This window comes from Veillonella parvula (genome assembly GCF_042850485.1).
Classification (GTDB): Bacteria; Bacillota; Negativicutes; order Veillonellales; family Veillonellaceae; genus Veillonella; species Veillonella parvula_Q.
In genome coordinates this window covers 1,019,956-1,043,122 of record NZ_AP031417.1, presented here as the reverse complement: position 1 = coordinate 1,043,122, position 23,167 = coordinate 1,019,956, and the positions used below count along the sequence as shown (strand labels likewise).

27 protein-coding genes and 1 riboswitch are annotated in these 23,167 nt (G+C 34.3%); of the genes, 5 read left to right on the top strand and 22 right to left on the bottom strand.

Annotated features, from left to right (window positions below; all coding sequences use genetic code 11):
- Nucleotides 1-6 precede the first annotated feature (6 nt).
- The gene (locus ACGHIY_RS04680) at nt 7-915 is read left to right on the top strand and encodes an HAD family hydrolase (protein WP_004697132.1); all 909 of its coding nucleotides are present in this window, start codon (nt 7-9) and stop codon (nt 913-915) included.
- A 1-nt stretch (nt 916) separates the two neighbouring features.
- On the top strand, nt 917-1,660 hold the full coding sequence (locus tag ACGHIY_RS04675) for a DUF4241 domain-containing protein (protein ID WP_004697361.1): 744 nt from the start codon (nt 917-919) through the stop codon (nt 1,658-1,660).
- 107 nt (nt 1,661-1,767) lie between these two features.
- Here the strand turns inward: ACGHIY_RS04675 and ACGHIY_RS04670 are convergent, their stop codons facing one another.
- On the bottom strand, nt 1,768-1,917 hold the full coding sequence (locus ACGHIY_RS04670; protein ID WP_004695850.1) for a hypothetical protein: 150 nt from the start codon (nt 1,915-1,917) through the stop codon (nt 1,768-1,770).
- A gap of 210 nt (nt 1,918-2,127) precedes the next feature.
- On the opposite strand from ACGHIY_RS04670, the gene ACGHIY_RS04665 reads away from it, so the two are divergent.
- Nucleotides 2,128-3,429 (top strand): hypothetical protein, encoded by a 1,302-nt coding sequence (locus tag ACGHIY_RS04665; RefSeq protein WP_004697133.1) that lies wholly within the window; start codon nt 2,128-2,130, stop codon nt 3,427-3,429.
- A 182-nt stretch (nt 3,430-3,611) separates the two neighbouring features.
- Here ACGHIY_RS04665 and ACGHIY_RS04660 read toward each other — a convergent pair whose 3' ends face one another.
- Both ACGHIY_RS04660 and ACGHIY_RS04655 read right to left on the bottom strand, forming a co-directional pair.
- Complete coding sequence (locus ACGHIY_RS04660) at nt 3,612-4,229, bottom strand: phosphatase PAP2 family protein (RefSeq protein ID WP_004695848.1); 618 nt, start codon at nt 4,227-4,229, stop codon at nt 3,612-3,614.
- Between the two features lie 190 nt (nt 4,230-4,419).
- Entirely contained in the window at nt 4,420-5,766 is a 1,347-nt protein-coding gene (locus ACGHIY_RS04655) for a VanW family protein (protein ID WP_004695846.1), read from the bottom strand.
- Nucleotides 5,767-5,872: 106 nt separating this feature from the next.
- On the opposite strand from ACGHIY_RS04655, the gene ACGHIY_RS04650 reads away from it, so the two are divergent.
- The gene (locus ACGHIY_RS04650) at nt 5,873-6,883 is read left to right on the top strand and encodes a site-specific integrase (RefSeq protein WP_215675643.1); all 1,011 of its coding nucleotides are present in this window, start codon (nt 5,873-5,875) and stop codon (nt 6,881-6,883) included.
- A 123-nt stretch (nt 6,884-7,006) separates the two neighbouring features.
- Here the strand turns inward: ACGHIY_RS04650 and ACGHIY_RS04645 are convergent, their stop codons facing one another.
- On the bottom strand, nt 7,007-7,315 hold the full coding sequence (locus tag ACGHIY_RS04645; protein ID WP_215675645.1) for a LysM domain-containing protein: 309 nt from the start codon (nt 7,313-7,315) through the stop codon (nt 7,007-7,009).
- Nucleotides 7,316-7,569: 254 nt separating this feature from the next.
- Here ACGHIY_RS04645 and lexA point away from each other — a divergent pair, with 254 nt between their 5' ends.
- Nucleotides 7,570-8,241 carry a transcriptional repressor LexA gene (gene lexA / locus ACGHIY_RS04640; RefSeq protein ID WP_012864371.1) on the top strand — a complete coding sequence of 224 codons (672 nt, stop codon included), beginning with the start codon at nt 7,570-7,572 and terminating at the stop codon, nt 8,239-8,241.
- Nucleotides 8,242-8,298: 57 nt separating this feature from the next.
- On the opposite strand, the gene ACGHIY_RS04635 is transcribed toward lexA, so the two are convergent.
- From ACGHIY_RS04635 to ACGHIY_RS04550, 18 genes are all read right to left on the bottom strand, one after another.
- The gene (locus ACGHIY_RS04635) at nt 8,299-9,234 is read right to left on the bottom strand and encodes a bile acid:sodium symporter family protein (RefSeq protein WP_390525754.1); all 936 of its coding nucleotides are present in this window, start codon (nt 9,232-9,234) and stop codon (nt 8,299-8,301) included.
- A gap of 11 nt (nt 9,235-9,245) precedes the next feature.
- A complete protein-coding gene (gene panC, locus ACGHIY_RS04630) occupies nt 9,246-10,088 on the bottom strand; it encodes a pantoate--beta-alanine ligase (RefSeq protein ID WP_278471573.1) in 843 nt (280 codons plus the stop codon).
- A 72-nt stretch (nt 10,089-10,160) separates the two neighbouring features.
- On the bottom strand, nt 10,161-10,553 hold the full coding sequence (gene panD / locus ACGHIY_RS04625; protein ID WP_004695834.1) for an aspartate 1-decarboxylase: 393 nt from the start codon (nt 10,551-10,553) through the stop codon (nt 10,161-10,163).
- 272 nt (nt 10,554-10,825) lie between these two features.
- Complete coding sequence (dapA, locus tag ACGHIY_RS04620; RefSeq protein ID WP_215675651.1) at nt 10,826-11,713, bottom strand: 4-hydroxy-tetrahydrodipicolinate synthase; 888 nt, start codon at nt 11,711-11,713, stop codon at nt 10,826-10,828.
- Between the two features lie 21 nt (nt 11,714-11,734).
- Entirely contained in the window at nt 11,735-12,766 is a 1,032-nt protein-coding gene (locus ACGHIY_RS04615; RefSeq protein ID WP_119562960.1) for an aspartate-semialdehyde dehydrogenase, read from the bottom strand.
- Nucleotides 12,767-12,789: 23 nt separating this feature from the next.
- A complete protein-coding gene (gene dapB, locus ACGHIY_RS04610; RefSeq protein ID WP_077708418.1) occupies nt 12,790-13,587 on the bottom strand; it encodes a 4-hydroxy-tetrahydrodipicolinate reductase in 798 nt (265 codons plus the stop codon).
- A 76-nt stretch (nt 13,588-13,663) separates the two neighbouring features.
- A riboswitch (Lysine riboswitch) is annotated at nt 13,664-13,836 on the bottom strand.
- Nucleotides 13,837-13,877: 41 nt separating this feature from the next.
- The gene (recN, locus tag ACGHIY_RS04605) at nt 13,878-15,542 is read right to left on the bottom strand and encodes a DNA repair protein RecN (RefSeq protein ID WP_390525753.1); all 1,665 of its coding nucleotides are present in this window, start codon (nt 15,540-15,542) and stop codon (nt 13,878-13,880) included.
- Between the two features lie 4 nt (nt 15,543-15,546).
- A complete protein-coding gene (argR, locus tag ACGHIY_RS04600; RefSeq protein ID WP_004695825.1) occupies nt 15,547-16,002 on the bottom strand; it encodes an arginine repressor in 456 nt (151 codons plus the stop codon).
- 320 nt (nt 16,003-16,322) lie between these two features.
- On the bottom strand, nt 16,323-16,898 hold the full coding sequence (locus ACGHIY_RS04595) for a class I SAM-dependent methyltransferase (protein ID WP_008713914.1): 576 nt from the start codon (nt 16,896-16,898) through the stop codon (nt 16,323-16,325).
- A 24-nt stretch (nt 16,899-16,922) separates the two neighbouring features.
- Nucleotides 16,923-17,807, bottom strand: coding sequence for an NAD(+)/NADH kinase (locus tag ACGHIY_RS04590; protein WP_024061669.1), 885 nt, complete (start codon nt 17,805-17,807; stop codon nt 16,923-16,925).
- Nucleotides 17,808-17,816: 9 nt separating this feature from the next.
- The gene (locus tag ACGHIY_RS04585) at nt 17,817-18,620 is read right to left on the bottom strand and encodes a TlyA family RNA methyltransferase (RefSeq protein ID WP_008713910.1); all 804 of its coding nucleotides are present in this window, start codon (nt 18,618-18,620) and stop codon (nt 17,817-17,819) included.
- Nucleotides 18,617-19,096: a divergent PAP2 family protein gene (locus ACGHIY_RS04580; protein WP_004695814.1), complete on the bottom strand. Its 480-nt coding sequence runs from the start codon at nt 19,094-19,096 to the stop codon at nt 18,617-18,619. Before ACGHIY_RS04580 ends, ACGHIY_RS04585 begins: the two co-directional genes overlap by 4 nt.
- A gap of 28 nt (nt 19,097-19,124) precedes the next feature.
- Nucleotides 19,125-20,003, bottom strand: a complete 879-nt coding sequence (locus ACGHIY_RS04575) for a polyprenyl synthetase family protein (protein WP_008713907.1) — start codon at nt 20,001-20,003, stop codon at nt 19,125-19,127.
- 9 nt (nt 20,004-20,012) lie between these two features.
- Complete coding sequence (gene xseB / locus ACGHIY_RS04570) at nt 20,013-20,219, bottom strand: exodeoxyribonuclease VII small subunit (RefSeq protein WP_008713906.1); 207 nt, start codon at nt 20,217-20,219, stop codon at nt 20,013-20,015.
- The gene (gene xseA, locus ACGHIY_RS04565; RefSeq protein ID WP_008713905.1) at nt 20,194-21,417 is read right to left on the bottom strand and encodes an exodeoxyribonuclease VII large subunit; all 1,224 of its coding nucleotides are present in this window, start codon (nt 21,415-21,417) and stop codon (nt 20,194-20,196) included. The genes xseB and xseA overlap by 26 nt, the downstream gene beginning before the upstream one ends.
- A gap of 2 nt (nt 21,418-21,419) precedes the next feature.
- Nucleotides 21,420-22,373, bottom strand: a complete 954-nt coding sequence (locus ACGHIY_RS04560; RefSeq protein ID WP_008713902.1) for a metallohydrolase — start codon at nt 22,371-22,373, stop codon at nt 21,420-21,422.
- Nucleotides 22,373-22,777 (bottom strand): transcription antitermination factor NusB, encoded by a 405-nt coding sequence (nusB, locus tag ACGHIY_RS04555; protein WP_008713900.1) that lies wholly within the window; start codon nt 22,775-22,777, stop codon nt 22,373-22,375. Before nusB ends, ACGHIY_RS04560 begins: the two co-directional genes overlap by 1 nt.
- Nucleotides 22,767-23,162, bottom strand: a complete 396-nt coding sequence (locus ACGHIY_RS04550; protein ID WP_004695803.1) for an Asp23/Gls24 family envelope stress response protein — start codon at nt 23,160-23,162, stop codon at nt 22,767-22,769. Before ACGHIY_RS04550 ends, nusB begins: the two co-directional genes overlap by 11 nt.
- Nucleotides 23,163-23,167 lie beyond the last annotated feature (5 nt).

Sequence of the window (23,167 nt, the reverse complement as noted above, 5' to 3'; positions counted from 1 at the left end):
GCATTTATGATAACGTATAAGAAAGATAGTAAAGATAATTTACTATCACCTGACTCGTCTATGCCCGTGTTAGCAATGTGTTATGACTTTGATAAGACATTAACCCCTGACGATATGCAGGCACAAGGTTTTATTCAATCGGTAGGCTATAACGAAGAGCAAATCAAACAATTTTGGCATGAATCAAATCAATTGGCTAAAAAACATGATATGGATAATAACTTAGCCTATATGTACAAAATGATTCAAGAAGCAGTAGGCCATTTCTATGTAACAAAAGATAAGCTCATGGAATACGGCAATCAAGTAGAATTATACGAAGGGGTACGGACTTGGTTTGAACGCATTTGTCAATATGGCTTAGAACAAGGCGTTAAGATTGAACATTATATTATTTCGTCTGGCTTAAAAGAAATGATCGAAGGCACTGAAATGGCAAAAGAGGGGGCTTTCACCAAAATCTATGCCAGTGCATTTATGTTCGATGATAAAGGTGTAGCTGTTTGGCCCGCACAAGCCATTAACTATACGAATAAGACACAATTTTTGTTCCGCATTCAAAAAGGAATTCTCGATATTAATGATACTGGTGTTAATGATTACATTAAGCCTGAAAATCAACGTGTGCCGTTCCGTAACATGATTTATATTGGGGATAGCGATACAGATATTCCTTGTATGAGTCTTGTGAACGCTAATGGAGGTCATTCTATAGGTGTTTATGATCCATTTAAGAAGGATAAAGAAAAGGTATATAAGATGATGCGTCATCATCGTATCCGTTATTATGCACCTGCAGACTATTCTAATGGTTCAAAACTAGATACCTTAGTGAAGCAAATTATTCGTAAAACCGCAGCCTATGAAGTATTAGAAGGCGAATATATTCATTGTAAATACGAAGCCGAGGAGTAATATGGAACAATCTAAATTAACTAGCGAATGGATTCAAACCTTTAACAGATTAGGTTCTGAAGGTAAATTAAAACCTACCGTACCATATCACGATTTATTTAACCGAAAGGAGTTAAAAGGATTTCCGTTACACACATTACCTATGTGGACGGTAAATTTTCCAACAGGTTATATTACGTGTTGTGATCCTCTAGTAACATTGCCAAGCAAACCAGATACATATCTTAGACAGGTAACACCAGGTACGTATTTGTTAGAGACTAAGATAATTGAAATGGAACCAAATGAGTATCGTTATGTAGCTAGTCGAGTTGTTTTTAGTGGCAATGAGCCTGTATACTATGAATTAGCATTAAAAGGGACAGAGGACTTAACCGATTTAGATGATGGAGATACCTATATTGGATTTCCTGTAGATTCGGGTTTAGCTACAATTGTAGATGCACAAACAATTGAAACATATAATAAGTTTTATGAACAATGGCATATAAACTATCCTGAAAAAAATATATACGATGACTATTATAGTGATTTATTCCAATTAAATGCTATGGCCTATCCACAATACCAACGTTCTAAAGGTGATTGGATTAACTTTACAATTCCTGATACAGAATTGACAGTACCGATGATTCAATCTGGATTTGGTGATGGTTTATATCCAGTATACTGGGCATTTGATAAAGATGGTCAAATCTGTCAAATTATTATGGAATACATTGATTGTAGCGAAGCATATGAATAATACACTGGGTGTATAGTTAAGGAACTAATTTTATAAATCAAAATATATAAAAATAAGGCGCTTAGATAACTAAGCGCCTATTAATATGTTTATATTCATCTGAGAAATTAGATACCAAAAACCCAGTTAACTAACACGCGAATAATACTTAAACCAACAACCATTTCAGCAAGAAATCTTAAAGAACTCTCCATGCCATTTCCTAAATGTTTTAAACCGCCAATTTTGGCTTTACTTACAATATCACACCAGCACATAAAATTCCTCCATAAGAGTATGAGTAAATCAGATAATTTATATTACTATTTTACAATCTGATTCTAAAAAATTCAATATAAATTTTATGTAATAATAATACTTTATTGGCATATAGAATAATTAAGAATATGAAAAGTATAGTTTATTTAAAGAATATAAATATGTTAATATGAAATCAACTATTGATGTGTTGTGTAATGGAGTGCTTTATGAGAAAGTTTATATTAAGCTTTGCAATAGCATTGGTTGCATGTAATATAATAGCTGCAAAAGAATATATTACATTAGAATCCCAAACTGGCAATACCATTGTTGATGAAAAAGGACAATGGATATTGGGCCCATATGATAACTTACATGTGGAGTATATAAAAGGATATAATAATAACTATGTATATGGATCATTTTATGAAAATGGTCAAAAACGATATGTAAATTTAGTTGAACTAGCCTATTTACCAGTAGGGTATGAATATGAGTTCTATTATAAATTTGCTAAAGCTTTCACTAATGGGGGCTTTAAATTATTAAACTTAGATGGTACATATGCTATTAATGATGTTATTACTGATTATGATGATTTAAGTGATACTATAATATTAGGTAAAAAAGGAGAATATTGGTATGTATATAATAGAGTAAGCGGCAATCCAATTATTGATAGTCCTATTAGAAGTATCAAAGAGAGTATTACCAAATATTGGTCTAGAAAAGATAAAAAATATCTTTATAAATTATATACTATAGATGATTATACAAAATATCTTACAGAAAATGGTGTTTTACTTAGTGTTGATGAAGCTATAGACCTTATTAACAGTAATGATTATATAGAAATACGTAATAATGATGGTGCGGGAGGTGATTCATATTCTGATGAGAATTTTTATAGTAGAGCTCCATCAGATGTTTATGATTTATTTTCAGAAGTAGATGATAAAGGTAATACTTTATATGGTATGAAGACAAAGGATAATATAATCGTTATTCCTCCTAAATATAAATCTATAAAACATTTAGGTAAAGAGTTTAAGTACTTTGTTGTGACTGATGAAAATAATAGGTATGGTATTGTAGACTCATTAGATCAAACTATAGTTGCTACGAATAACTATTCTTATGAAAGATTAAGTGATCGTAGCTTTATTTTGAAAGATTCATATGGTAATAGTATTTTTAATGCTAGTTCAGGTGTATTTTATGCTGATGTTTTTGATAGTATAGATACATCAAAGCCTAATTATGTATTAAATAAAGTTACTACAGCAACTTATGATAAAATAAAATATGTAATTGATACAAACTCAGGTTATAAATTATTTAAATTACCACATTATGATGACGATATAACATCATTTTATAAAGCTTTATTTGTTTATAAATCTAAAGGGAAATATGGCCTAATGGATTATAACGGTAATATAATTATTGAACCTAAGTTTGATAAAGTTACTATTGATGAACCTGAGTTAGCGGAATATATAAAAGAAATAGATTCATATGATAAATAATTAATTTTTTACTGATTATTTTGATTAACTAAAATAAACTAGCTTATAGACTTATAGGCTAGTTTTTGTTTTGAACACAAATTACTTCCGATAACGATATATTATCGGAAGTAATTTGTATAAGAAAATTGGGCCTAAATGGCCCAATCCCTTATGTTATCAAGTTTTTTGCTTATTTTTGCTTATTTACGTTTAAATGTGTATGGTTCGTATTCTACATCATTATGACGGTTAGTCCACCAGTTCCAACCAATTCTTGCTAACTTCCAGGCAATAAATCCTACGATGATCCCTAATACTAAACCTGTTAATACATCTGTTGGATAATGCGCAAATAAGTAAACTCTAGAGAACGCTACTACTATTGAACCTAACAATGCTAAAATCCCTAAATATCGCTTCTGAGGCGCTATTTGAGTTAAGCCTAGGTAAATGGTCATAGATGATGCAAATGAACCAAAACTATGACCTGATGGGAATGAATAGCTTGTAGCTTTTGGTAGTGCAGATTCTAACGGCACCGTTACATTTGGAAAATCAACAAATGGTCTTAATCTCGCTACATTTGGTTTTAAACCTTGGTCGCCAATTATAAATACAAATCCTAAAGCAATAATAATTGCCACGCCTAAAACGCGATATTTTTTTTGTAGCATTAATAATAAGGCTATTATAATCCATAATGCGCCATTACTTGTGATTTTTGAAATAAATGCCATAATTGGTGTTAAAAAACTATATACAAAATGTTCATGTACATAGAAGATTAAAGAGTGATCAAATTGTAAAATTGTGTCCATAAATTCCTCTTCTATTCTACTCTCATCTAAATGATAATTATTGAGAATATCTTATGCTTTTTATTTTAATAATTAATCTATACTAATTTATTTACGTCTATAATGATTTCTCATTTACAGCCCAAATTATAGCCTAAACTATTTATATCTAATGGTCAATAGTTTAGGCTATATTTCATAAAAACTATAATTATGTTTTCTTTTTGTCACCTTTTTTTACTGCTGCTTCAGATGTAGTAGGCATTGTAATAATTGTATCTACTGGGTCATATACAGACTCAAAGGAATCGGTTTGAGTAACCCAGTTGCCATATGTAATGGTTCTATATGTATTCATTTTCAAGCCTACATGTCCTTCTTGTACCTCTTTTTCTTTTAAAGATGGATCTACCTTAGTTATTGTTTTATTAGGAATCTCACTGTAATCGCCTACAGAGATAGATACATTTTTTGGTTTATCTTGAGCTGTACCAATAATATAAATAGTTAAGGTTCCATTATTCATAACGCTTAAGATATAAATAGAATGCTGATATGGATTTCTAAACTTAAAATCTAAATAGCCCCAAGCTACAGTAGCATCTCTGCCAGCTTGAATATATCCAACTGGTTCAAAGTGAGGAGTTCGTTCAACAATATTCATTCCGGATAATAAAGCTGTATTAAAAATAGTAGAACTTACTTGGCAAATACCGCCACCAATGCCAGGAACTAATTTGCCATCAATCATAACAGGTGCATCATCATAGCCAGCTTCTGCAGTACGTTCGCCTACAACATCGTTAAAGGAGAATTGTGCGCCTGGCTTAATGAGTGTACCATTTATCTTATCAGAAGCTAATTGGATATTATGTGTTCTGCTTTCATTACCTGGATTATACTCCGTTGTGAAAGATGCTAATACAGTATTTAAAGGTTTTAGATCAGTATCGGTAACTTTTACTGTATTCTGCGTAGTAAATACCATAGAAAGTGAATTTATACTATCGCCAGATTGTAAATCATCTTTCAGCTTTTTGAGGGTGGCATCGATATCAATACGTTTACCTTCTTTGGCGGGATGTATTACTACTTGTCCATTTTCAACAGTAAGATATGCATCATGACCAGGTGTATCTATTGTTTTTGCTAACTCAGTGAGATATGTTTTCCCCTTTACTTCGTCTAACTTATATTGTGGTTTAAAATGATGACCATAAAATAATCCATTAAATCTATGTGACAGTACTGTCCACATATCATCCTCATAGCCGTATGTGGAAATAGCTTTTACCAAACCCTCTGTATCGAATTGAATGCCTAAATCATGATATGTAGCTTGTTGTTTTTTATTATTTCCCATATCGATAGATATAGTCTGAGGTATCTTATCGTTCAACTCTTGCAAACGCGCTTGTAATTTGTTCTTTGGTGTATTTGATAGATCTGTATCATTATAATATACACCATAAGAAATGTTTTCTGTTGGAATGTATGAGCAGCCAGTTGTACCTAAAAGAACAAGGACTGTTCCTACTAATATATATTTCTTCGTCATGTATTGGTAAATTCTCCCGAATAAGTTATTATATTCTCTAATTATAGCATATATAGATCTAATCTATGGTACAATTATATTGATATTTTAGGGGTAAGGGTGAATTATGTCAAAGTCTAAGAAACAACAAAAACATTTCTATTTGCGCAATAACGATGCGCTTATGAATAGTACAAAGTTGTCTATGAAAGCAAAACAAAGCATATTGTTATCTAAGGCCGAGAATACTCTTGATGCTTACGAATCGGATTGGGACGATTTTGTAGATTGGTGTACCTATCAAAAGGTATCTTATTTTCCAGCTACACCAGAAACAATAGTAAATTATATTAACGATCTAGCAGATTATGCAAAGGCAAATACAATTTCACGTCGTATAAGTGCTATATCTGAAAATTTTAATGCTTCTGGTCAAAGAAATAATCCATGTATGGCACCTATTGTAAAACAGGCCTTACGTGGCATTAGACGGTTAAAAGGAACGTTTCAACAAGGGAAAACACCAGTTTTATTAGAAGATATTGAAGATATTATAGACTGTATGGCTAAGCTAAATGTTCCGGAACTTCAATTATTGCGTGATAAAGCTATTCTTTTGATTGGCTTTATGGGTGCCTTCCGTCGCAGTGAGATTGCGGCTATTACAGTAGAAAATCTTCAATTTTTACCACAAGGTGTTGAAATCTTTGTAGCATCCTCTAAGGCCGACCAAGAAGGTCAAGGTGCCGTGGTAGCTATCCCACATTTATCTGCTTCTCCGTTAGATGCAGTACGAGCCTTACAACAATGGTTACGTGCTTCTGGTATTACTGAGGGACCTGTATTTAGAGGGTTTACAAAAAATATGTCTTTACGTAAAACAGCTATATCCGATAAGATGATTTCAGAAATCGTAAAAAAATATATTTCTCTTATTGGTCTAGATCCGACTATGTATGGCGCCCATAGTTTACGTCATGGCTTTGCAACGACTGCAGCAGCTTATGGTGTTGAAGAACGTAATATTATGCGACAAACACGTCATCATAGTGTAAATATGGTTCGTCGTTATATTAATGAAGCGAATAAGTTTGTAGATAATCCTATCTCTACAATTTTTGAAAAGCGATTTAGATAACAATCATAAATCAGTTGATTTAGACAATAACTATAAATCGTTTAATAACATACATTAGATAACAAAAAGCAGCTATCTCTGTTAGAGTAGCTGCTTTTTTGCGTGGGATTAACCCATATATATTTAGTTTTGAGCCATATAGTCCAAAGCTCTAACTGGACTATCAGATTTATTTGCTGGTACTTTCAAAACGGTACCAGGTACAAGCGCACCAGAATCGCTAATATTGTTGAGTTCCTTCATAGCATATACCATTTCACGAACATCCATATCTTTATGAGCTGTACGTGCTGCAATATCCCACATTGTATCACCTGCTTGAACCTTTACTTCACGTACATTATGTGTATTTACCTCTGTTGTAGGATTTGACATATTATAACCAAATAATACTGTTAAGCACATTCCTACCATCATCAATATATTTTTCATCTCATACCTCACATTTACATCGAACATAATATCTGAGAACATTTGTTTGTTTACATGCTTATAATACCACACGAACGAATGTTCGGTCAAGCGTTTTAGAACAAATGTTTGCAAAAACTTTTAAAATTGCCTATAATAGGTATATAAGTTAAGTAAATATCTTATATTTTTATTATATAGTACGTTATGTGGTAATTTTTACGCATAGATATATTGACATTATTTTGACATTAGATTGACTTTGGAGGTTTATCGTGAGACGCCCTGCTACAGATATTAATACAAAACAGCGCCGTATATTAGACTTTATAAAAGATTCATTACATAATGAATATCGTTGTCCTACAGTTCGTGAAATCTGTACACATGTAGGGCTAAGTTCCACTTCTACTGTTCAATCTCATTTGAATGCGCTAGAAAAATTTGGCTATATTAAGCGTGATCCAAATAAAAATCGTGCTATTACTGTTTTAGAAGATACTAAACCTTCTATTTCAGTAACTGGTAATGAAACGTCTAGCTCTGATAACTTTGAGTTTTTAGGTGCAGGTCTTAAACAAGTACCTCTTATCGGTACTGTACAAGCAGGTATGCCTATTACTGCGGTGGAAAACTTAGAGTCCACGCTTACATTGCCAGTTCAATTAACTGGTGATTCCGATTGTTTCTTACTTCGTGTTCAAGGCGAATCTATGATGAATATCGGTATGTATGAAGGTGATATGCTCATCGTACGCCATCAAAATACAGCAAATAATGGCGATGTAGTTGTAGCACGTATCGATGATGAAGCTACAGTAAAACGTTTTTACAAAGAAAATGGTCACATTCGTTTGCAGCCTGAAAATGATGATTTTGATCCAATTATTGTAGATGATTGTCATATTGAGGGTCTCGTAATCGGTCTTGTGCGAGATAGAATATAAACAAAAAAACGGCAACATATTGTTGCCGTTTTTTTGTTACATATATAAAGTTTATTTTTAATGTAAACTATTTTCTCTCCGTAGAGTAGCAAAAATAGCACCTGATATATTATGCCATACACTAAAAATAGCCCCTACTAGCGTCGCTAATGGATTTAATGCAAAATTTGTTGCTGCCAATGTTACGGCTAAACCACTATTTTGCATTCCTACCTCTATTGCTAGCGCTGTAGTTTTATCATATCTTAATTTAAGCAGTGCTCCTACACCTAAGCCTAGTAGTAGACCTAGTATATTATGTATACCAACAACAATAAGTGTTTCAAGCCCAGAAACGAATAGTTTATCCTTGTTGATAGCAATAATGGCTGCTATTAATAGTATAATAGCAATCATTGAGAAGATCGGACTAATGCTGGTTAAAGTATTAATATGTGATTTACATACATATTGGATTGCTGCGCCTAATAAAATTGGCACAATAATAACTTTTACCATAGTAATCATCATAGGTAGTACTTGAACATCTACCCATGCGCCACCAATATATAAGATTAATAATGGTGTAACTATGGGAGCTATCAATGTTGAAGTAATAGTCATTCCTACAGATAAAGGGACATCACCATTGGCAATATAGGTTATAACATTACTGGCTGTTCCGCCGGGACAACAACCTACTAATATTACACCAATAACAATATCTGGTGATAATGTGAATATATGGCAAATTCCCCAGGCTAATAGAGGCATTATCGTATATTGTGCAAGTACACCAATACAAATATCTTTTGGATGCCTAAGGATACTACATAAGCTTTCAAACTTAATAGTAAGCCCCATTCCAAACATTGCTATACCAAGTAAAAATGGTGTATAAGCGATTGCCCAAGTAAAGTATTCTGGTACTATATAGGCGATACATGAAAAGCCTAGGATTATAAAAATCAAGTATTTGGAAAGAACGTTGTTGAGTGAAAGTAAATGATTCATAACTTCTCTCCTTATTTTGGATCGTATGAGAAGTTATCGATAAGTCGTGTAGAACCAATATATATAGCCATAGCCACTAATACTGGAGCAGTAACCTCTTGTACAGGTTGCATAGTCTTAGCATCAACAACTGAAATATAATCTATCTTAGCAAGCGGTTCGGTTTGTATAGTGTCTGTCATAGTATCAATGATACATTTAGCAGGACAACCATATTGTATAGTTTGTTTTCCTAATTGAATAGCTTTATACAAGATTGTAGCAGCTTTCCGTTCTTCACTAGACAAATATGTATTACGAGAAGATTTTGCTAAACCATCTTCTTCACGAACAATGGGAACACCAATAATATTGACAGGAAAATTTAAATCAAAGACCATTTTACGTATAATGGCTAATTGCTGTGCATCTTTTTCACCAAAATACGCATTTGTTGGTTGAATAATATTAAAGAATTTTGCCACCACAGTGCAAACGCCTTTAAAGTGAATTGGTCTGCGAATACCACACAATGTATCAGATAAATCCGCAATGTTTACAAATGCCTTTTTATCTTGGTACATTTCCTCCGGATTTGGAGCAAAAATAAGATCAACACCATGTGATTCACATAACTTTTTATCGCTATTAATATCACGAGGGTAAGTACTCAAGTCTTCATTTTCTCCAAATTGAATAGGATTTACAAATATAGAGACAATGATTTTATCGTTATTTTTTCTAGCTTGATCTATTAATGCAGCATGTCCTTCATGTAAGAATCCCATGGTTGGTACAAAACCAATTGTGTAACCATCTTTTCTCCAGCTATTTACTGTATTCCGCACATTTTCGATAGTTGTTATAAATTCCATTATATTCCTCCGTTATATTGTAAATACGAAGATAGTCTCCTATACAGTCTACTGTAATTCGATCAATGACAATTATTTTTGATCAACTAATAAACCATGTTTCTCATAGTTTTTTATATGACTTATCTTGTTATTGTTATCTACAAATACAACGAGAGGATTATGGCTCTCAACTTCGCTTTCATCAAGCTGTGCATAACACATGATAATTATCTTATCATGTACTTGCACATGTCGTGCAGCAGCACCATTTAAACATATAACACCACTACCTGCTTCTCCGGCAATAGTATATGTACTAAAACGTGCTCCATTATTAATATTTACAATTTGAACTTGTTCATATTCTCGTATTCCGGATGCATTCAATAAATCTGTATCAATTGTAATGCTCCCTACATAATCAAGCTCTGCTTGTGTCACAGTAGCTCTGTGAATTTTACCTTTTAACATTGTTAGTATCATGCTAAACTCCTTGTGTTTTAAATGTACCCGCCATATTGGTCGGTTCGAACTTTCACAATTTGTCTGTTTATCATGAATTAACAGTAGACTAGAGTATAGTTAAAAATACTATCTCCAGAGAAATTATACCATAATTATAAATTTTTACATTAAAATACAATTAATTTAATACAAATAATGTCACTCTAATCAAAAATAACAGTAAGATTGCAGTATAAAATAAAAACCAGTAGCTACAATGTAGTCACTGGTTTTTATTTTATACTGATATTTTATTTTAGATATTCTGCTAATGCTTTATCAATATATGCTGCTTCATCGGCCGTTGGTTCACACATTGGTAAATTAAATTTTCCCACAGGTAAGCCAATTTTACGGGCTGCATATTTAACAGGAATCGGATTTGTGGTGATGAACATCGCTTTTATAATTTCTGATAAAGCTTGATGAATACGAATCGCTTCGTAGTTATGGCCAGATTCATAAGCTTGAATCATAGCATTCATATCTTTGCCTGCTACATGAGATACTACAGATACGACTCCACATCCTCCAATAGATAACATCGGTAATGTAAGACCATCGTCCCCACTATATACCATGAAATCATCTCCAGGCATTAAACGCTTAATTTCAGAAGCAATCATTAAATTACCACTTGCCTCTTTGATAGCACAAATATGTGGATATTCGTTATGTAGTTGAACTAAGGTAGTTGGGAAAATACCTGTCCCTACACGACTTGGTACATTATACACCATAATTGGCAATGTAGTAGCTTCTGCAATAGTTTTAAAATGCAAATATTGACCTTGTTGGTTCGGTTTATTGTAATAAGGTACTACAACTAGCAAACCATCGATACCATCGATTTTAGAGACTTCCTTTACAAATTCTGCAGAAGCCATTGTATCGTTACTACCTACATTGGCAATAATCGAACCTTTATGTCCACATTCTTTTGCAATCGCATTAAATAGAGCTAATTTTTCGTCTCTAGACATAGTTGGGTTTTCACCCGTTGTGCCACAAACCACAAGACCATCAGAGCCATTATCTAACAGATGATTGGCGATAGCAACACAATTTTCAATATTTACGGATCCATCACTATTAAAGGATGTCACCATAGCTGTTAACACTCGACCAAAGGTTTTCATATATGTCCCCCCCTTGATAGATTAAAATGCTTGTTTTTCCACCAAGTACTCAGCAATTTGCAACGCGTTAAGAGCTGCACCTTTACGAATTTGATCCCCTACAATCCAGAAGTTCATACCTTTGTCATTATATAAGTCTTTACGAATACGACCAATTTCACAGTTGTTTTGATTAGATGTATACAATGGCATAGGGTAAATTTGTTCAGCAGGATTATCTTTAACTTGTAACCCAGGGAATTTTTCACATGCCACCTTGAAAGCCTCTACAGATACAGGTTCTGCTGTTTCTACCAAGACAGATTCAGAATGGGAGCGATATACAGGAACACGAACTGTAGTTGGGACTACTTGAATAGTTTCGTCATGAAGAATTTTTTGCGTTTCGTAAACCATCTTCATTTCTTCTTTAGTATAATCATTTTCTAAGAACACATCAATTTGTGGCAATAAGTTGAATGCTACAGGATAGTGTTTAGGAGCAGAGCCGGTTGGCAACAGATTTGCTGTCATTTCTTCGCCTGCAGTATATTGTTTTACTTGATTTTCAAGTTCTTCAATACCTTCTTTACCTGCCCCAGATACAGCTTGGTATGTACTTACAACTACACGTTTAATTGGAGAGAGATCATGAAGAGGTTTTAATCCTAAACTCATGATAATTGTAGAGCAGTTAGGATTTGCAATGATACCTTTATGTTTCAAGATATCTTCTGGGTTAACTTCTGGTACTACGAGTGGAACTTCAGGATCCATACGGAATGCACTAGAGTTATCGATTACAATAGCACCGCGTTTAGCGGCTTCTGGCGCTAATGTTTTAGATATAGAGCCACCTGCAAATAGCGCAATATCAATATTATCAAAAGATTCAGGTTTTGCTTCTTCTACAATATATGTTTTACCATTCACAGTAAGTTCTGTACCTGCAGAACGAGCGGAAGCTAATAGTTTTAAGTTTTCATAAGGAAAGTTACGTTCTTCAATAAGTGTAATAAATTCAGCACCTACTGCACCAGTAGCACCTAGAATTGCAATATTAGGTTTTTTCATTGATACATCTCCTTGCACAAATATTATAAATAATGTTCTAAACCGTATGTTAAGCCAGTTTTAGAACTAATTTTTTTACATGCTAATACTACGCCTGGCATAAAAGATAAACGGCTTAAGCTATCATGACGTATGGTTAATGTTTCATCATAACCACCAAATAAAACTTCTTGATGAGCCACATAACCTGGAAGGCGTACACTATGAATTGTTACATCGTCAACCTTAGCACCACGAGCACCTGGTAAGCTTTCACGAGTTAAATCCTCATCAGCAGTTACCTTAGCAGCTTGTTTAGCATCGTTAATCAATTTAGCTGTTAAAATAGCTGTGCCAGAAGGCGCATCGTATTTGTGATTATGATGTAATTCTATAATTTCTACATTAGGGAAATATGGAGCGAGCTCTGCAGACACTTTCATCATCATTACCGCCCCAAGAGAAAAGTTTGGCGCCACTAAGCAATTTGCTTGATTGGAACGACCTATTGTATCAAGTTCATCACGTTGTTCTGCGGTCAATCCTGTAGTACCGATGACTACATGAATACCAGCGGATAACATTTTCTTCGCGTTTTCATAAATAACTGCAGGATTAGTGAAATCTACAATCACATCAGGTTTATTTATATCTAATACCTCATCAATGGAGGCATTCATCTTGATACCTAATTGTTCGATTCCTGCTACAGAGCCTACATCTTCCCCTGCCTTAGTCGGATCAATACCACCAACTAATGTTAAATCAGGATCGTTATGTACTGCTTTGACCACTTCACGACCCATTTTGCCGCCAGCGCCATTTACCATTACTCGAATCATATATACCTCCAAAAAAGCCAGTGGATGCATCCACTGGCCTTATAGATTATATAGCTATATATACTCTTATGAAAAGCTCAATGATAGCACTCCACCAATACAAGATTGATGACAGTTGTCTATCTATTAAATAGACAACCAGAACGATGAGTCGCAATCATCGAACTTCGGCAAGCATCCCTTTTATCATGGATCAATGCATGCCTACTCCTCATGATTACTCTTAATACTCGCACCTCTATCAACATATTCATTTAATACTATTAGTATAAGTAATTATGCGATTTTAGTCAATTAAAATGGTCAATAAGTTCTTTCGCCGCCGCAAGTGCTGTAGCAGACATTCCCTTACCAGACATCATAGACGCGATTTGTGTTACTCGTTCGTCCTCATTTAAGACTACTAATGTAGAGATTGTACGATCATCTTGCTCGATTTTAGATAGATGATAGTGTTGTTTCGCAATACTTGCAGTTTGAGGCAAATGAGTAATACAAAATACTTGATTTGTTCTAGATAAATTAAGTATTTTTTCTGCCACCTTAAGTGCTATATCACCACTGATACCAACGTCAATTTCGTCAAATACCATCGTTTTAAAAGCGTCACTACGGAATACTGATTTAAAGGCTAATGCAATGCGAGCTAACTCACCGCCAGATGCTACTTTATGTAGAGGTAATAACTGTTCCCCTTTATTCGCAGAGAATAGCATTTCAATAGACTTTGCACCTAATGAGGATAACTCAGTCCCCTCTTCAATATGAAATTGAATATCCCCTTTGGGCATCCCTAGATCCACTAATTCTTGATGTAAGGCCGTAGCAATATCTTTTGCATTTTTTTGACGTACCTCGTGTAAAACTGTTAACGCTTCTTCTGCTACCTTTTTTGCTTCTTCAAGACGAGTTTCTAATTCATCTTGAGCAAATACAAGGTCTTCTAGTTCTTCTAAACGAGATTGCGCCTTTTCTTCGTATGCTAGAATATCTTCTACGGTTTCACCATATTTTTTCTTTAAGCTATAAATTGTGGTATCTCTGTCTTGGCAATATTTATAACGCTCTTCATCGTAGCTGATAGTATCCCTGTAACGATCTAAAGATTGTGCAGCTTCTTCTAGTTGGAAATAAGCAGAGTCCACCATTTCTGAGACTTCTTTTAACTCGCTGTCATATTTTACTAGATCATTAACCTCTACCTTAATCGAGTTAATCGTATCAAGTAATGGTTGACGTCCATTATAAAAGGCATCATAACAAGAACCTAATACCTTATCAATATGTTCAAAACTATCTAGACGCTTAAGTTCTTCCGCAATAGAAATATCCTCACCAATGCTTAACCCAGCATCTTCGATTTCGTCGATTTGATATCTTAACATATCGAGCTCTCGAGCGCGCTCAGACATATTTTCTTGTAAATGATCTACATCTTGTTTTGCTTGCTTATAAATTTTATACGCATCAGTATAAGCTTTATAGGCTTCCTTTCCTTCTTTATTAAAAGTATCTAAATATTCATGGTGTGTATCAGCGTTTAGTAAACGTTGGTTGCTATATTGTCCGTGAATATCTGCTAAGTATTGACCAATCTCCTTTAAAGCTTTTAAAGGTATTGGTTGATCATTAGCCAATATACTAGATTTGCCATTACGGTTAAAAGATCTTGATAGAATTAACTGGCCTTCTTCTATCATGATATTTTTAGACTCTAATAGGTCTTGAATACTTTGGTGATTAGCAATATCAAATATTCCATCAATAACAAAACTATCTTTACCGTGACGAATAAACTCGCTACTTGCGCGTTCTCCTAATAGGATACTAAAGGCATCCATAAGAATGGATTTCCCTGCCCCAGTTTCGCCGGTAAAGATAGTAATGCCATCATTAAATGAAATATTCATTTGCTCAATCAACGCAAAGTTGCGAATGCTCATTTGCGTTAACATATTATTAGTCCTTCATTAAATCTTGAATTTTCGCTAAAATTGCTGGAACTTCAGCTTCGGATTTTGCAATTAACAAAATAGTATCGTCCCCTGCTAATGTACCAATAATTTCAGTCCATTTTGCATGGTCGATAGAAAATGCTACAGATTGAGCAGAACCAGGGATTGTATGTAATACAACTTGGTTTAAACTGTGATCAACCTTAATCAAAGAATCTTGGAATAGTCGGTTAATACGACTACGAGATAAAACTACATTTTCCTCTGGAGATAATGCATAACGATAATGTCCATCGCCTGTAGGAATTTTGATTAACATTAATTCCTTAATATCACGAGAAACTGTAGCTTGTGTAACTTCAATACCTTCTTCTAGTAAAGCCGCAGCTAATTCCTCTTGTGTTTCAATCGCCTTGGACTGCACGATCTCTTTAATTTTGTTATAGCGATAGCGTTTCATTTTGAACTCCCTTTTTTAAACCTTGCACATAAAAGAGAATAGTATCTTTCTGATAATATTATACCATATATTCATAATTAATATATGGTATAAATCGCATATATTATACGTCTTATGCATATTATATTAATATTTAAAATATTGTTAATATTCTATATATTGATAACGTGCAAATTCATAGCTCATAAGGTTCATCTATTTATAGGGAATTAATAATTTAAAAATAAAAAAATATACATGTATAATTAAAATCCCCTATAAAGGGGGTTTTACTAACTGAGTATGAGTTTTATTCATAATGAATAAAGATATATTTCGTTTTATCGTTTTTGCAATATAAATAACTCAGGTGGATTATGTATTTGGTTCATCGGATGCCAATGACATACATTATATATTTTCTGATTTAAATCTGATAAATACGATTTAAGAGACTGCATTTCTTCAAATCCCTCTGTTGTTCCAGGGTAAGCAACTATTGTAATAACTCCAGACTTGGAAAGTTTGTGTAAACCTTCATTTATGGCATCAATGGTTTGATGCGGTTTTGTTACAACCTGGTGATCTCCTCCAGGTAAATATCCTAGGTTAAAAATCATTAAATCAATAACTTCATCCTTTAATTGATGAGCTACCGCCAAATCATGAGAGTCATGAATAAATGTTAAACTCACTTCTGGCGCAATATCATTTGATTGTAAAAGCTCCTTGCTAGTTTTAATAGCTTTCATTTGAATATCAATTCCATATAGATGGCATGCTTTTTGTGCCCGTTTAGAAAGGTATAAAAGATCATGGCCATTACCACATGTAGCATCTACTACCACTTTGGCATTTTCCATACATCTATCCCAGATTAAATGTTGGAATTGAACAGCATTGTTAATGTTAATCACAAAACCACCCCACTTGAGATTTGGTTATAACAATTCATCTCGACGAGATGCTAACTTTTTAAATAGTGTACCAAAGAAACATTGATCCTTGAATCGTACAAATAAACAATATACAGGGTTAGAGCTTATATGTAAGGTTTCTTTATTTGTAAAAGTATAGTCAAATGTACCATCAATACAAATATGTAATTGTGGTTCTCTTTCCGGCATTGTAATTTGAATCGTATCATGTTCCTCTAAAACAAGGCTTACACCTTGAATTAAATGTGGTGCTACTGGGGTGACAATGATAGATCGATTATCTGGTTTCATGATTGGACCACCAGCCGATAGATTATAGCCCGTAGAACCTGTAGCAGAGGAAATAATTAAACCATCCGATGGATACATTTGCGTGTGTTGATTATTTATGGACATATTAATTCGAGCCATTTTAGCAGGCTCAGCACGAGTGATAACAATTTCGTTAATGATAGGAACTAGTTCTTCCTCTTTACCCTCATGACGTTCTATATAAGCATATAAATGTCCACGCTTTTCAATATTATAATCACCATTAGCAATACGTTTAATATGACTTTGCATTTGATGAATTTCAATTTGATTTAAAAAACCTAGTTCGCCAAGATTAATACCACAAACAGGTACATTATATGGATAAATTTGTCTTGCAAGATGGATGATGGTACCATCACCACCAAAACTAAAGGCAATATCTATTTGTTTGAAGATTTCTGGGCGACTTAAAATATGAGTTTCAGGAATCTTAAGTACTCGTGCAGGTGCATCTGATTCGAGATCATCTGGCAAAAATACTTCGATACCTTCATCTTTACAAATATGTGCAGCCATTTTTAGAACTGCCATAATATTGCTTTTCCCCATATTGGGGAAGAATCCGATACGCATAGTAATCTCCTATAATGAATGAGCTTCTGCAACCACTGTATCAATCAAAGTATCATCAATGGTTAAGGCCCCTTCTTCGTACTTTTTAAAATAACCTAAAAACTCTATATTACCTTCCATACCTTTAATTGGTGAGAAAGTTAAGCCATGTGTATACAATCCACAATCATACGCAACATGTAGAATACGATGTAATACTTCTTTATGGATTTCACTATCTCGCACTATACCGCCCTTACCAACATTTTCTTTACCAGCCTCAAATTGTGGTTTTATTAAGGCCACAAGTGAGCCCGTATCTTTTAATAAATTAGTAGCTACTGGTAAAACTTTGTCTAAAGAAATAAATGCTACATCAATAGAAATAAAATCAACAAGTTCACCTATTTGTTCAGCAGTAACAGTACGGATATTTTGCTTCTCCATATTAATTACACGTGAATCTTGGCGTAATTTCCAAGCTAATTGATTATATCCTACATCGATGGCAAAGACCTTAGACGCACCGTTTTGTAATGCGCAATCTGTAAAACCACCTGTACTAGCTCCTATATCAATCATCACAGCCCCATGTAAATCGATAGGGTAAGTTTGAATAGCCTTTTCTAATTTAAGTCCTCCACGGCTTACATAAGGTAAAGTATTGCCTTTTACAATAATATTAGCATCCGCAGGAATCTTGGTGCCTGCTTTATCTATGCGCGTAGTATCCATAAATATAAGGCCCGCCATAATAGCTGCTTTTGCTTTTTCTCTACTTTCAAAAAGGCCTCGATTAACGAGGAGTATATCTAATCGTTCTTTATTGTTCATATTACACCATGATAAATACAATAAAACTGAATAAAGGCCACAAGAATACCGAGAATTAAACCACCAAATACTTCGATAGGTGTATGTCCCAACAACTCTTTTAATGCTTCTTTACGTGTAATGACAACAGGTATATTCTTTTTGGTAAAATAATCTACAATTTGATTAAGTATTTGAGCTTGTCGTCCTGCCTCTAATCGTACACCAGACGCATCATACATAACAACAATTGAAAATACTAAGGATAATATAAATAGATCCGTTACACCATTTTTAAGGTAAATCGCTGTTGTTGTAGCAATTACAAATGATGTATGTGAACTTGGAAAACCACCAGATCCAACAAGGCGCTCTGGTCGGAATTTACCATGTCTTAAGAGTTGCCATACAAATTTGATAGCTTGAGCCGTAAACCAGCCCCAAAATGCAGCTTGTGCGATATAATTATGTGCTATTTGTGGTAATATATCAATCATTGTTTATACCTTCTACAGGTAATACCCATTAATTCGTACGTTCTAAAAGATAATCAATTAATGCTGATAGTATAGTTGTATCATAAGAAACCAAGTTTAACGCATCATGAGCTTGGCTACCTACTAGGTAGGCTTGATGTTTTGCTTGCTCTAAACCTAGTAAAGATACATAGGTAGATTTATGTTGGCGAATATCACTACCGGGTGTTTTCCCTAATTCTTCAATAGTACCGGTTACATCTAAAATATCATCAGTAATTTGGAATAATAATCCCAGGCAATTAGAATATTCCATAAGGAATGTTCGCGTGGTATTATTAGCACATCCAAGAATAAGACCTAATTCTACAGAAGCGTTAAATAGTGCACCTGTTTTACCAGTATGTAAAACCTTTAATTCTTCTAAAGGAATATGTTTATCTTCACTGAGCAAATCAAAGGCTTGTCCCCCAACCATACCTTCTGGACCAGCCGCAGTAGCAACACATTGTATAGCATCTAGTTTTTGCTGTGCACTAGCAACTGTATTTGAAGTCATCAATTGAAAGGCATATGTTAATAACCCATCACCGGCTAAAATAGCAAGTCCCTCACCGTATACTTTGTGATTGGTCAAATTACCTCTGCGATAATCATCATTATCCATAGCTGGTAAATCATCATGAACTAATGAATACGTATGGATACACTCCATAGCACATAGAAATTCCTTATAATCAGCTGGCTCTTTATGAAGCATTTCTAACACAGCCTTAGTTAAAATAGGTCGTATTCGTTTGCCACCTTGCATTAAACTATAATTCATAGATTCATAAAGTTGTTCAAATTCTTGATTTGGGCTATTAAGTACTTCGCCTAACCATTGTTCAATATTTTGTTTGCTAGATGCTAAATAATCTTTGAACATAGAATCTCCTTATTCGCTGATGCGGACTTCTTCGATAATTTGTTGTACTTCATTTTCAACAGAATCGAGCATTTCAGCACATTCTTTTACCAAAGTTAAGCCCTTTTTATATTGTGATAAAAGCTCAGAAATGGTCATATCCCCATCATCTAATTGCTTAACAATATCTTCTAAGGCCTTATATTTTTTCTCATAACTTTTTAGTGATGCGGCCATCCTTGTGCGCCTCCTTTACCGTAGCAGTAATATAACCATCAGCTAGTGTAACTCGTATATCGTCATTTGGTTGTAATTGGGCAACCGAAGTAATAGGTTTGTTATCATGCTCAACCTTTGCAAAACCTTTAATCATCATTTGTAATGGATTTAGTGACTCTAACTGTTGTGCCAATAATGCTAAGCTATGTCTCTCTGCATTACATCGTTCTTTAGTTGCATTAGTTAGAGTTTGAGAAAGCTCTTGTAAGTGTGATTTTTGCTTATGTAAAAATTGCAGAGCTGGAATGCCAAGTTTTCGATTAAAGAGCAATGTTAAATCTGTACGTTTTTGTTGTAGTGTATAGCGTATATATTCGTGTAAATACTCTTCTTTTTCTGTCAACTGATCTTGTAATATAGTAATTGGAAGTACTGCCATTTCTGCAGCATGGCTAGGCGTAGCACCACGTACATCAGCTACATAATCACATAAGGTGTAATCTGTTTCATGACCTACCGCCGAAATAATCGGTGTATGAGCATTATAAATTGCCTCTACAACAGCTCTATCATTGAAACACCACAAGTCCTCCATAGATCCACCACCACGACCAACGATGATGACATCAATATCTGGATCAGCATCTGCCGTAGCAATTCCTTTTGCTATAATTGGGCCTGCGGTACTACCTTGTACAGGAACGGAAAACAATTTAAATTGAACTAGTGGATTGCGTTGTTTACTAACATGTAGAATATCATGTAATACAGCACCAGATTGGGATGTAACAATACCAATGCAACTCGCCATATAGGGTAAACCTACTTTATGGCTATCATCAAAGTACCCCAAAGCAGTTAACTCTCGTTTTAGAGCGTCAAATTCGAGCTGTAACGGACTTTTAGCACCTATTTGCATATCTGATGCAATGAGATTTAAACGGCCCATTTTATTGTAAAAGTTAACAGATGCTTTTACAGTTACTAATAAACCATTTTGAATGGCATTAGCTAGTCCCTTTTGCATGACGGTACTAGACCACATTGTCACATCAATAGCAGATTCCTCATCTTTTAAAGAAAAATACATATGACCACTGCTATGACGTTTTGCATTAATAATGGTACCACTTACATATACATTCTTTAATAGATATTCACGATCTAAGGTACGTTTTATGAGATTGTTTAATTGTGTAATGGTTAATACATTCACGATTATCCTCTAGATTCTTGTAAATAAGCAGCACCAAAAGCATTACCTGTGGCATTATCAACAGAGAATTGTGGTTGCGCCACATGTAATTGGAGATGATTTCGTTTACAATAGGTTTCCATCCGCTTACGAAGTAAACTATTACTCATCACACCACCTACAGCAATGAGTGCACGTACAGGTTTCTCTTTAGTATGATAAGTAATCATTTTTTCTAGAGCATTTCCAATGGAAGTAAAAACAGCTCTAGCTAACTTAGATTTATCTATATCACTCATAGCGTTATTTATACGCCGCATAGCAGCACTACAAGGACCGGCAAAGCTAATCCATCCGTCTTTTACAGATGATGGCAATGGTTCATATTCTGTAGTTTGTAATGCTAATGCCTCTAAATGTTTACCTGCAGGAAATGGTAAGCCCAACGCGACACCTATGCGATCAACATATTGTCCCCCTTGTAAATCTCTAGAACCACCAACGATATGAGATTCAAAAATACCGTTTCCTTGATAATGGCAATATAATAGTTCTGTCGTGCCACCTGATAGATGTAATGCCAAAAATGGGTCATTAGGAATATTTTTTAAATCCCTCAAAGCAGCTAATATATGATTCTCTTGATGTGCAAAAATATGTAAAGGCACATTCATAAGATGACTCAAGGTTTGCCCCTGTCCTAACCCGACCATAAAGGCAGGCATATAAGAGCGTTCTTCACGGCGCGGAAAGCCACTAACACCTATGCCGCTAATTGGTACCTGAGGCAACTCTGACATTAACTTAGGCAACGCCTTTGTATGCTGAAAGACCATATTTGATTGTTGTAGTCCTCGCTCACCCAGTTTTACCTCTAAGATTTTACGTGCTTCCCCTACTATGTGAAAGTCGCTATCTACAATGGCACAACTTGTGGTGTAACAACTCGTATCAATGCCTAAGTAATATCGTTTCATTATTTACTCTTATTATATGCGTCTAAGATTGCATTAATTAATTTATAAGATGCATCAGAGCCAAACTCTTTAGCTAATTGAATGGCTTCATTAATAGCAATAGATGGCTCTAAAGGTTCCACTTTATTGTTCATTTCCCAAACTGCAATACGTAAGATAGAACGATCCACCTTATCTAAATTTGCTACTTTACGAGATTTACAGAATGGCTGTAATGTAGCATCAATTGCTTCAACATTTGATAGTACACCCTCTATAATACTATTTGCATATGCCTTATCCATTGCTTTATGAATGTTTCCTTCGGGAAATTGAACATCATTTTGATCAGTATGAAATTCATTGGCATATAACATTTGGAATGCGTATTGACGAGCCTCTCGCCGATTTCGCTTAGTTACCATGTAAAACTGGCTCCTTTTCTTTTACAATACCTTCAATATGCACATCAACCTTAATATGATCAAGATCTAGCATATTTTTTAAGGTTTGTTTGATTTCTAATTGCAATTGTTTCGATAATTCAATGAGATTATATCCATACAATGCTTTAATATAAATATTAATTTCAATAAAACCTTTACGATGCTTTACATTGATACCAGGTAAGCTACGCTGACCAAAAGCATGGGTAATACCCTCTACCAACTCATCGTAAAAGCGTGGGCTTAAAGAATGAATACCAGGAATGGTTCCTAAAGTTTTTGTTGCTACATCAATGATGACAGAATCTGCAATATCAATGGTATCCGTGTCTAAACCATAATTTAATTGATTATCTGAACTCATAGAGA

Excerpts from the sequence above, each read along its gene's own strand:
- ACGHIY_RS04680 (WP_004697132.1), top strand. The coding sequence starts at position 7 with ATGATAACGTATAAGAAAGATAGTAAAGATAATTTACTATCACCTGAC.
- ACGHIY_RS04675 (WP_004697361.1), top strand. The coding sequence starts at position 917 with ATGGAACAATCTAAATTAACTAGCGAATGGATTCAAACCTTTAACAGA.
- ACGHIY_RS04670 (WP_004695850.1), bottom strand. The coding sequence starts at position 1,917 with ATGTGCTGGTGTGATATTGTAAGTAAAGCCAAAATTGGCGGTTTAAAA.
- ACGHIY_RS04665 (WP_004697133.1), top strand. The coding sequence starts at position 2,128 with ATGAGAAAGTTTATATTAAGCTTTGCAATAGCATTGGTTGCATGTAAT.
- ACGHIY_RS04660 (WP_004695848.1), bottom strand. The coding sequence starts at position 4,229 with ATGGACACAATTTTACAATTTGATCACTCTTTAATCTTCTATGTACAT.
- ACGHIY_RS04655 (WP_004695846.1), bottom strand. The coding sequence starts at position 5,766 with ATGACGAAGAAATATATATTAGTAGGAACAGTCCTTGTTCTTTTAGGT.
- ACGHIY_RS04650 (WP_215675643.1), top strand. The coding sequence starts at position 5,873 with ATGTCAAAGTCTAAGAAACAACAAAAACATTTCTATTTGCGCAATAAC.
- ACGHIY_RS04645 (WP_215675645.1), bottom strand. The coding sequence starts at position 7,315 with ATGAAAAATATATTGATGATGGTAGGAATGTGCTTAACAGTATTATTT.
- ACGHIY_RS04635 (WP_390525754.1), bottom strand. The coding sequence starts at position 9,234 with ATGAATCATTTACTTTCACTCAACAACGTTCTTTCCAAATACTTGATT.
- panC (WP_278471573.1), bottom strand. The coding sequence starts at position 10,088 with ATGGAATTTATAACAACTATCGAAAATGTGCGGAATACAGTAAATAGC.
- panD (WP_004695834.1), bottom strand. The coding sequence starts at position 10,553 with ATGATACTAACAATGTTAAAAGGTAAAATTCACAGAGCTACTGTGACA.
- dapA (WP_215675651.1), bottom strand. The coding sequence starts at position 11,713 with ATGAAAACCTTTGGTCGAGTGTTAACAGCTATGGTGACATCCTTTAAT.
- ACGHIY_RS04615 (WP_119562960.1), bottom strand. The coding sequence starts at position 12,766 with ATGAAAAAACCTAATATTGCAATTCTAGGTGCTACTGGTGCAGTAGGT.
- dapB (WP_077708418.1), bottom strand. The coding sequence starts at position 13,587 with ATGATTCGAGTAATGGTAAATGGCGCTGGCGGCAAAATGGGTCGTGAA.
- recN (WP_390525753.1), bottom strand. The coding sequence starts at position 15,542 with ATGTTAACGCAAATGAGCATTCGCAACTTTGCGTTGATTGAGCAAATG.
- argR (WP_004695825.1), bottom strand. The coding sequence starts at position 16,002 with ATGAAACGCTATCGCTATAACAAAATTAAAGAGATCGTGCAGTCCAAG.
- ACGHIY_RS04590 (WP_024061669.1), bottom strand. The coding sequence starts at position 17,807 with ATGCGTATCGGATTCTTCCCCAATATGGGGAAAAGCAATATTATGGCA.
- ACGHIY_RS04585 (WP_008713910.1), bottom strand. The coding sequence starts at position 18,620 with ATGAACAATAAAGAACGATTAGATATACTCCTCGTTAATCGAGGCCTT.
- ACGHIY_RS04580 (WP_004695814.1), bottom strand. The coding sequence starts at position 19,096 with ATGATTGATATATTACCACAAATAGCACATAATTATATCGCACAAGCT.
- ACGHIY_RS04575 (WP_008713907.1), bottom strand. The coding sequence starts at position 20,003 with ATGTTCAAAGATTATTTAGCATCTAGCAAACAAAATATTGAACAATGG.
- xseB (WP_008713906.1), bottom strand. The coding sequence starts at position 20,219 with ATGGCCGCATCACTAAAAAGTTATGAGAAAAAATATAAGGCCTTAGAA.
- ACGHIY_RS04560 (WP_008713902.1), bottom strand. The coding sequence starts at position 22,373 with ATGAAACGATATTACTTAGGCATTGATACGAGTTGTTACACCACAAGT.
- nusB (WP_008713900.1), bottom strand. The coding sequence starts at position 22,777 with ATGGTAACTAAGCGAAATCGGCGAGAGGCTCGTCAATACGCATTCCAA.
- ACGHIY_RS04550 (WP_004695803.1), bottom strand. The coding sequence starts at position 23,162 with ATGAGTTCAGATAATCAATTAAATTATGGTTTAGACACGGATACCATT.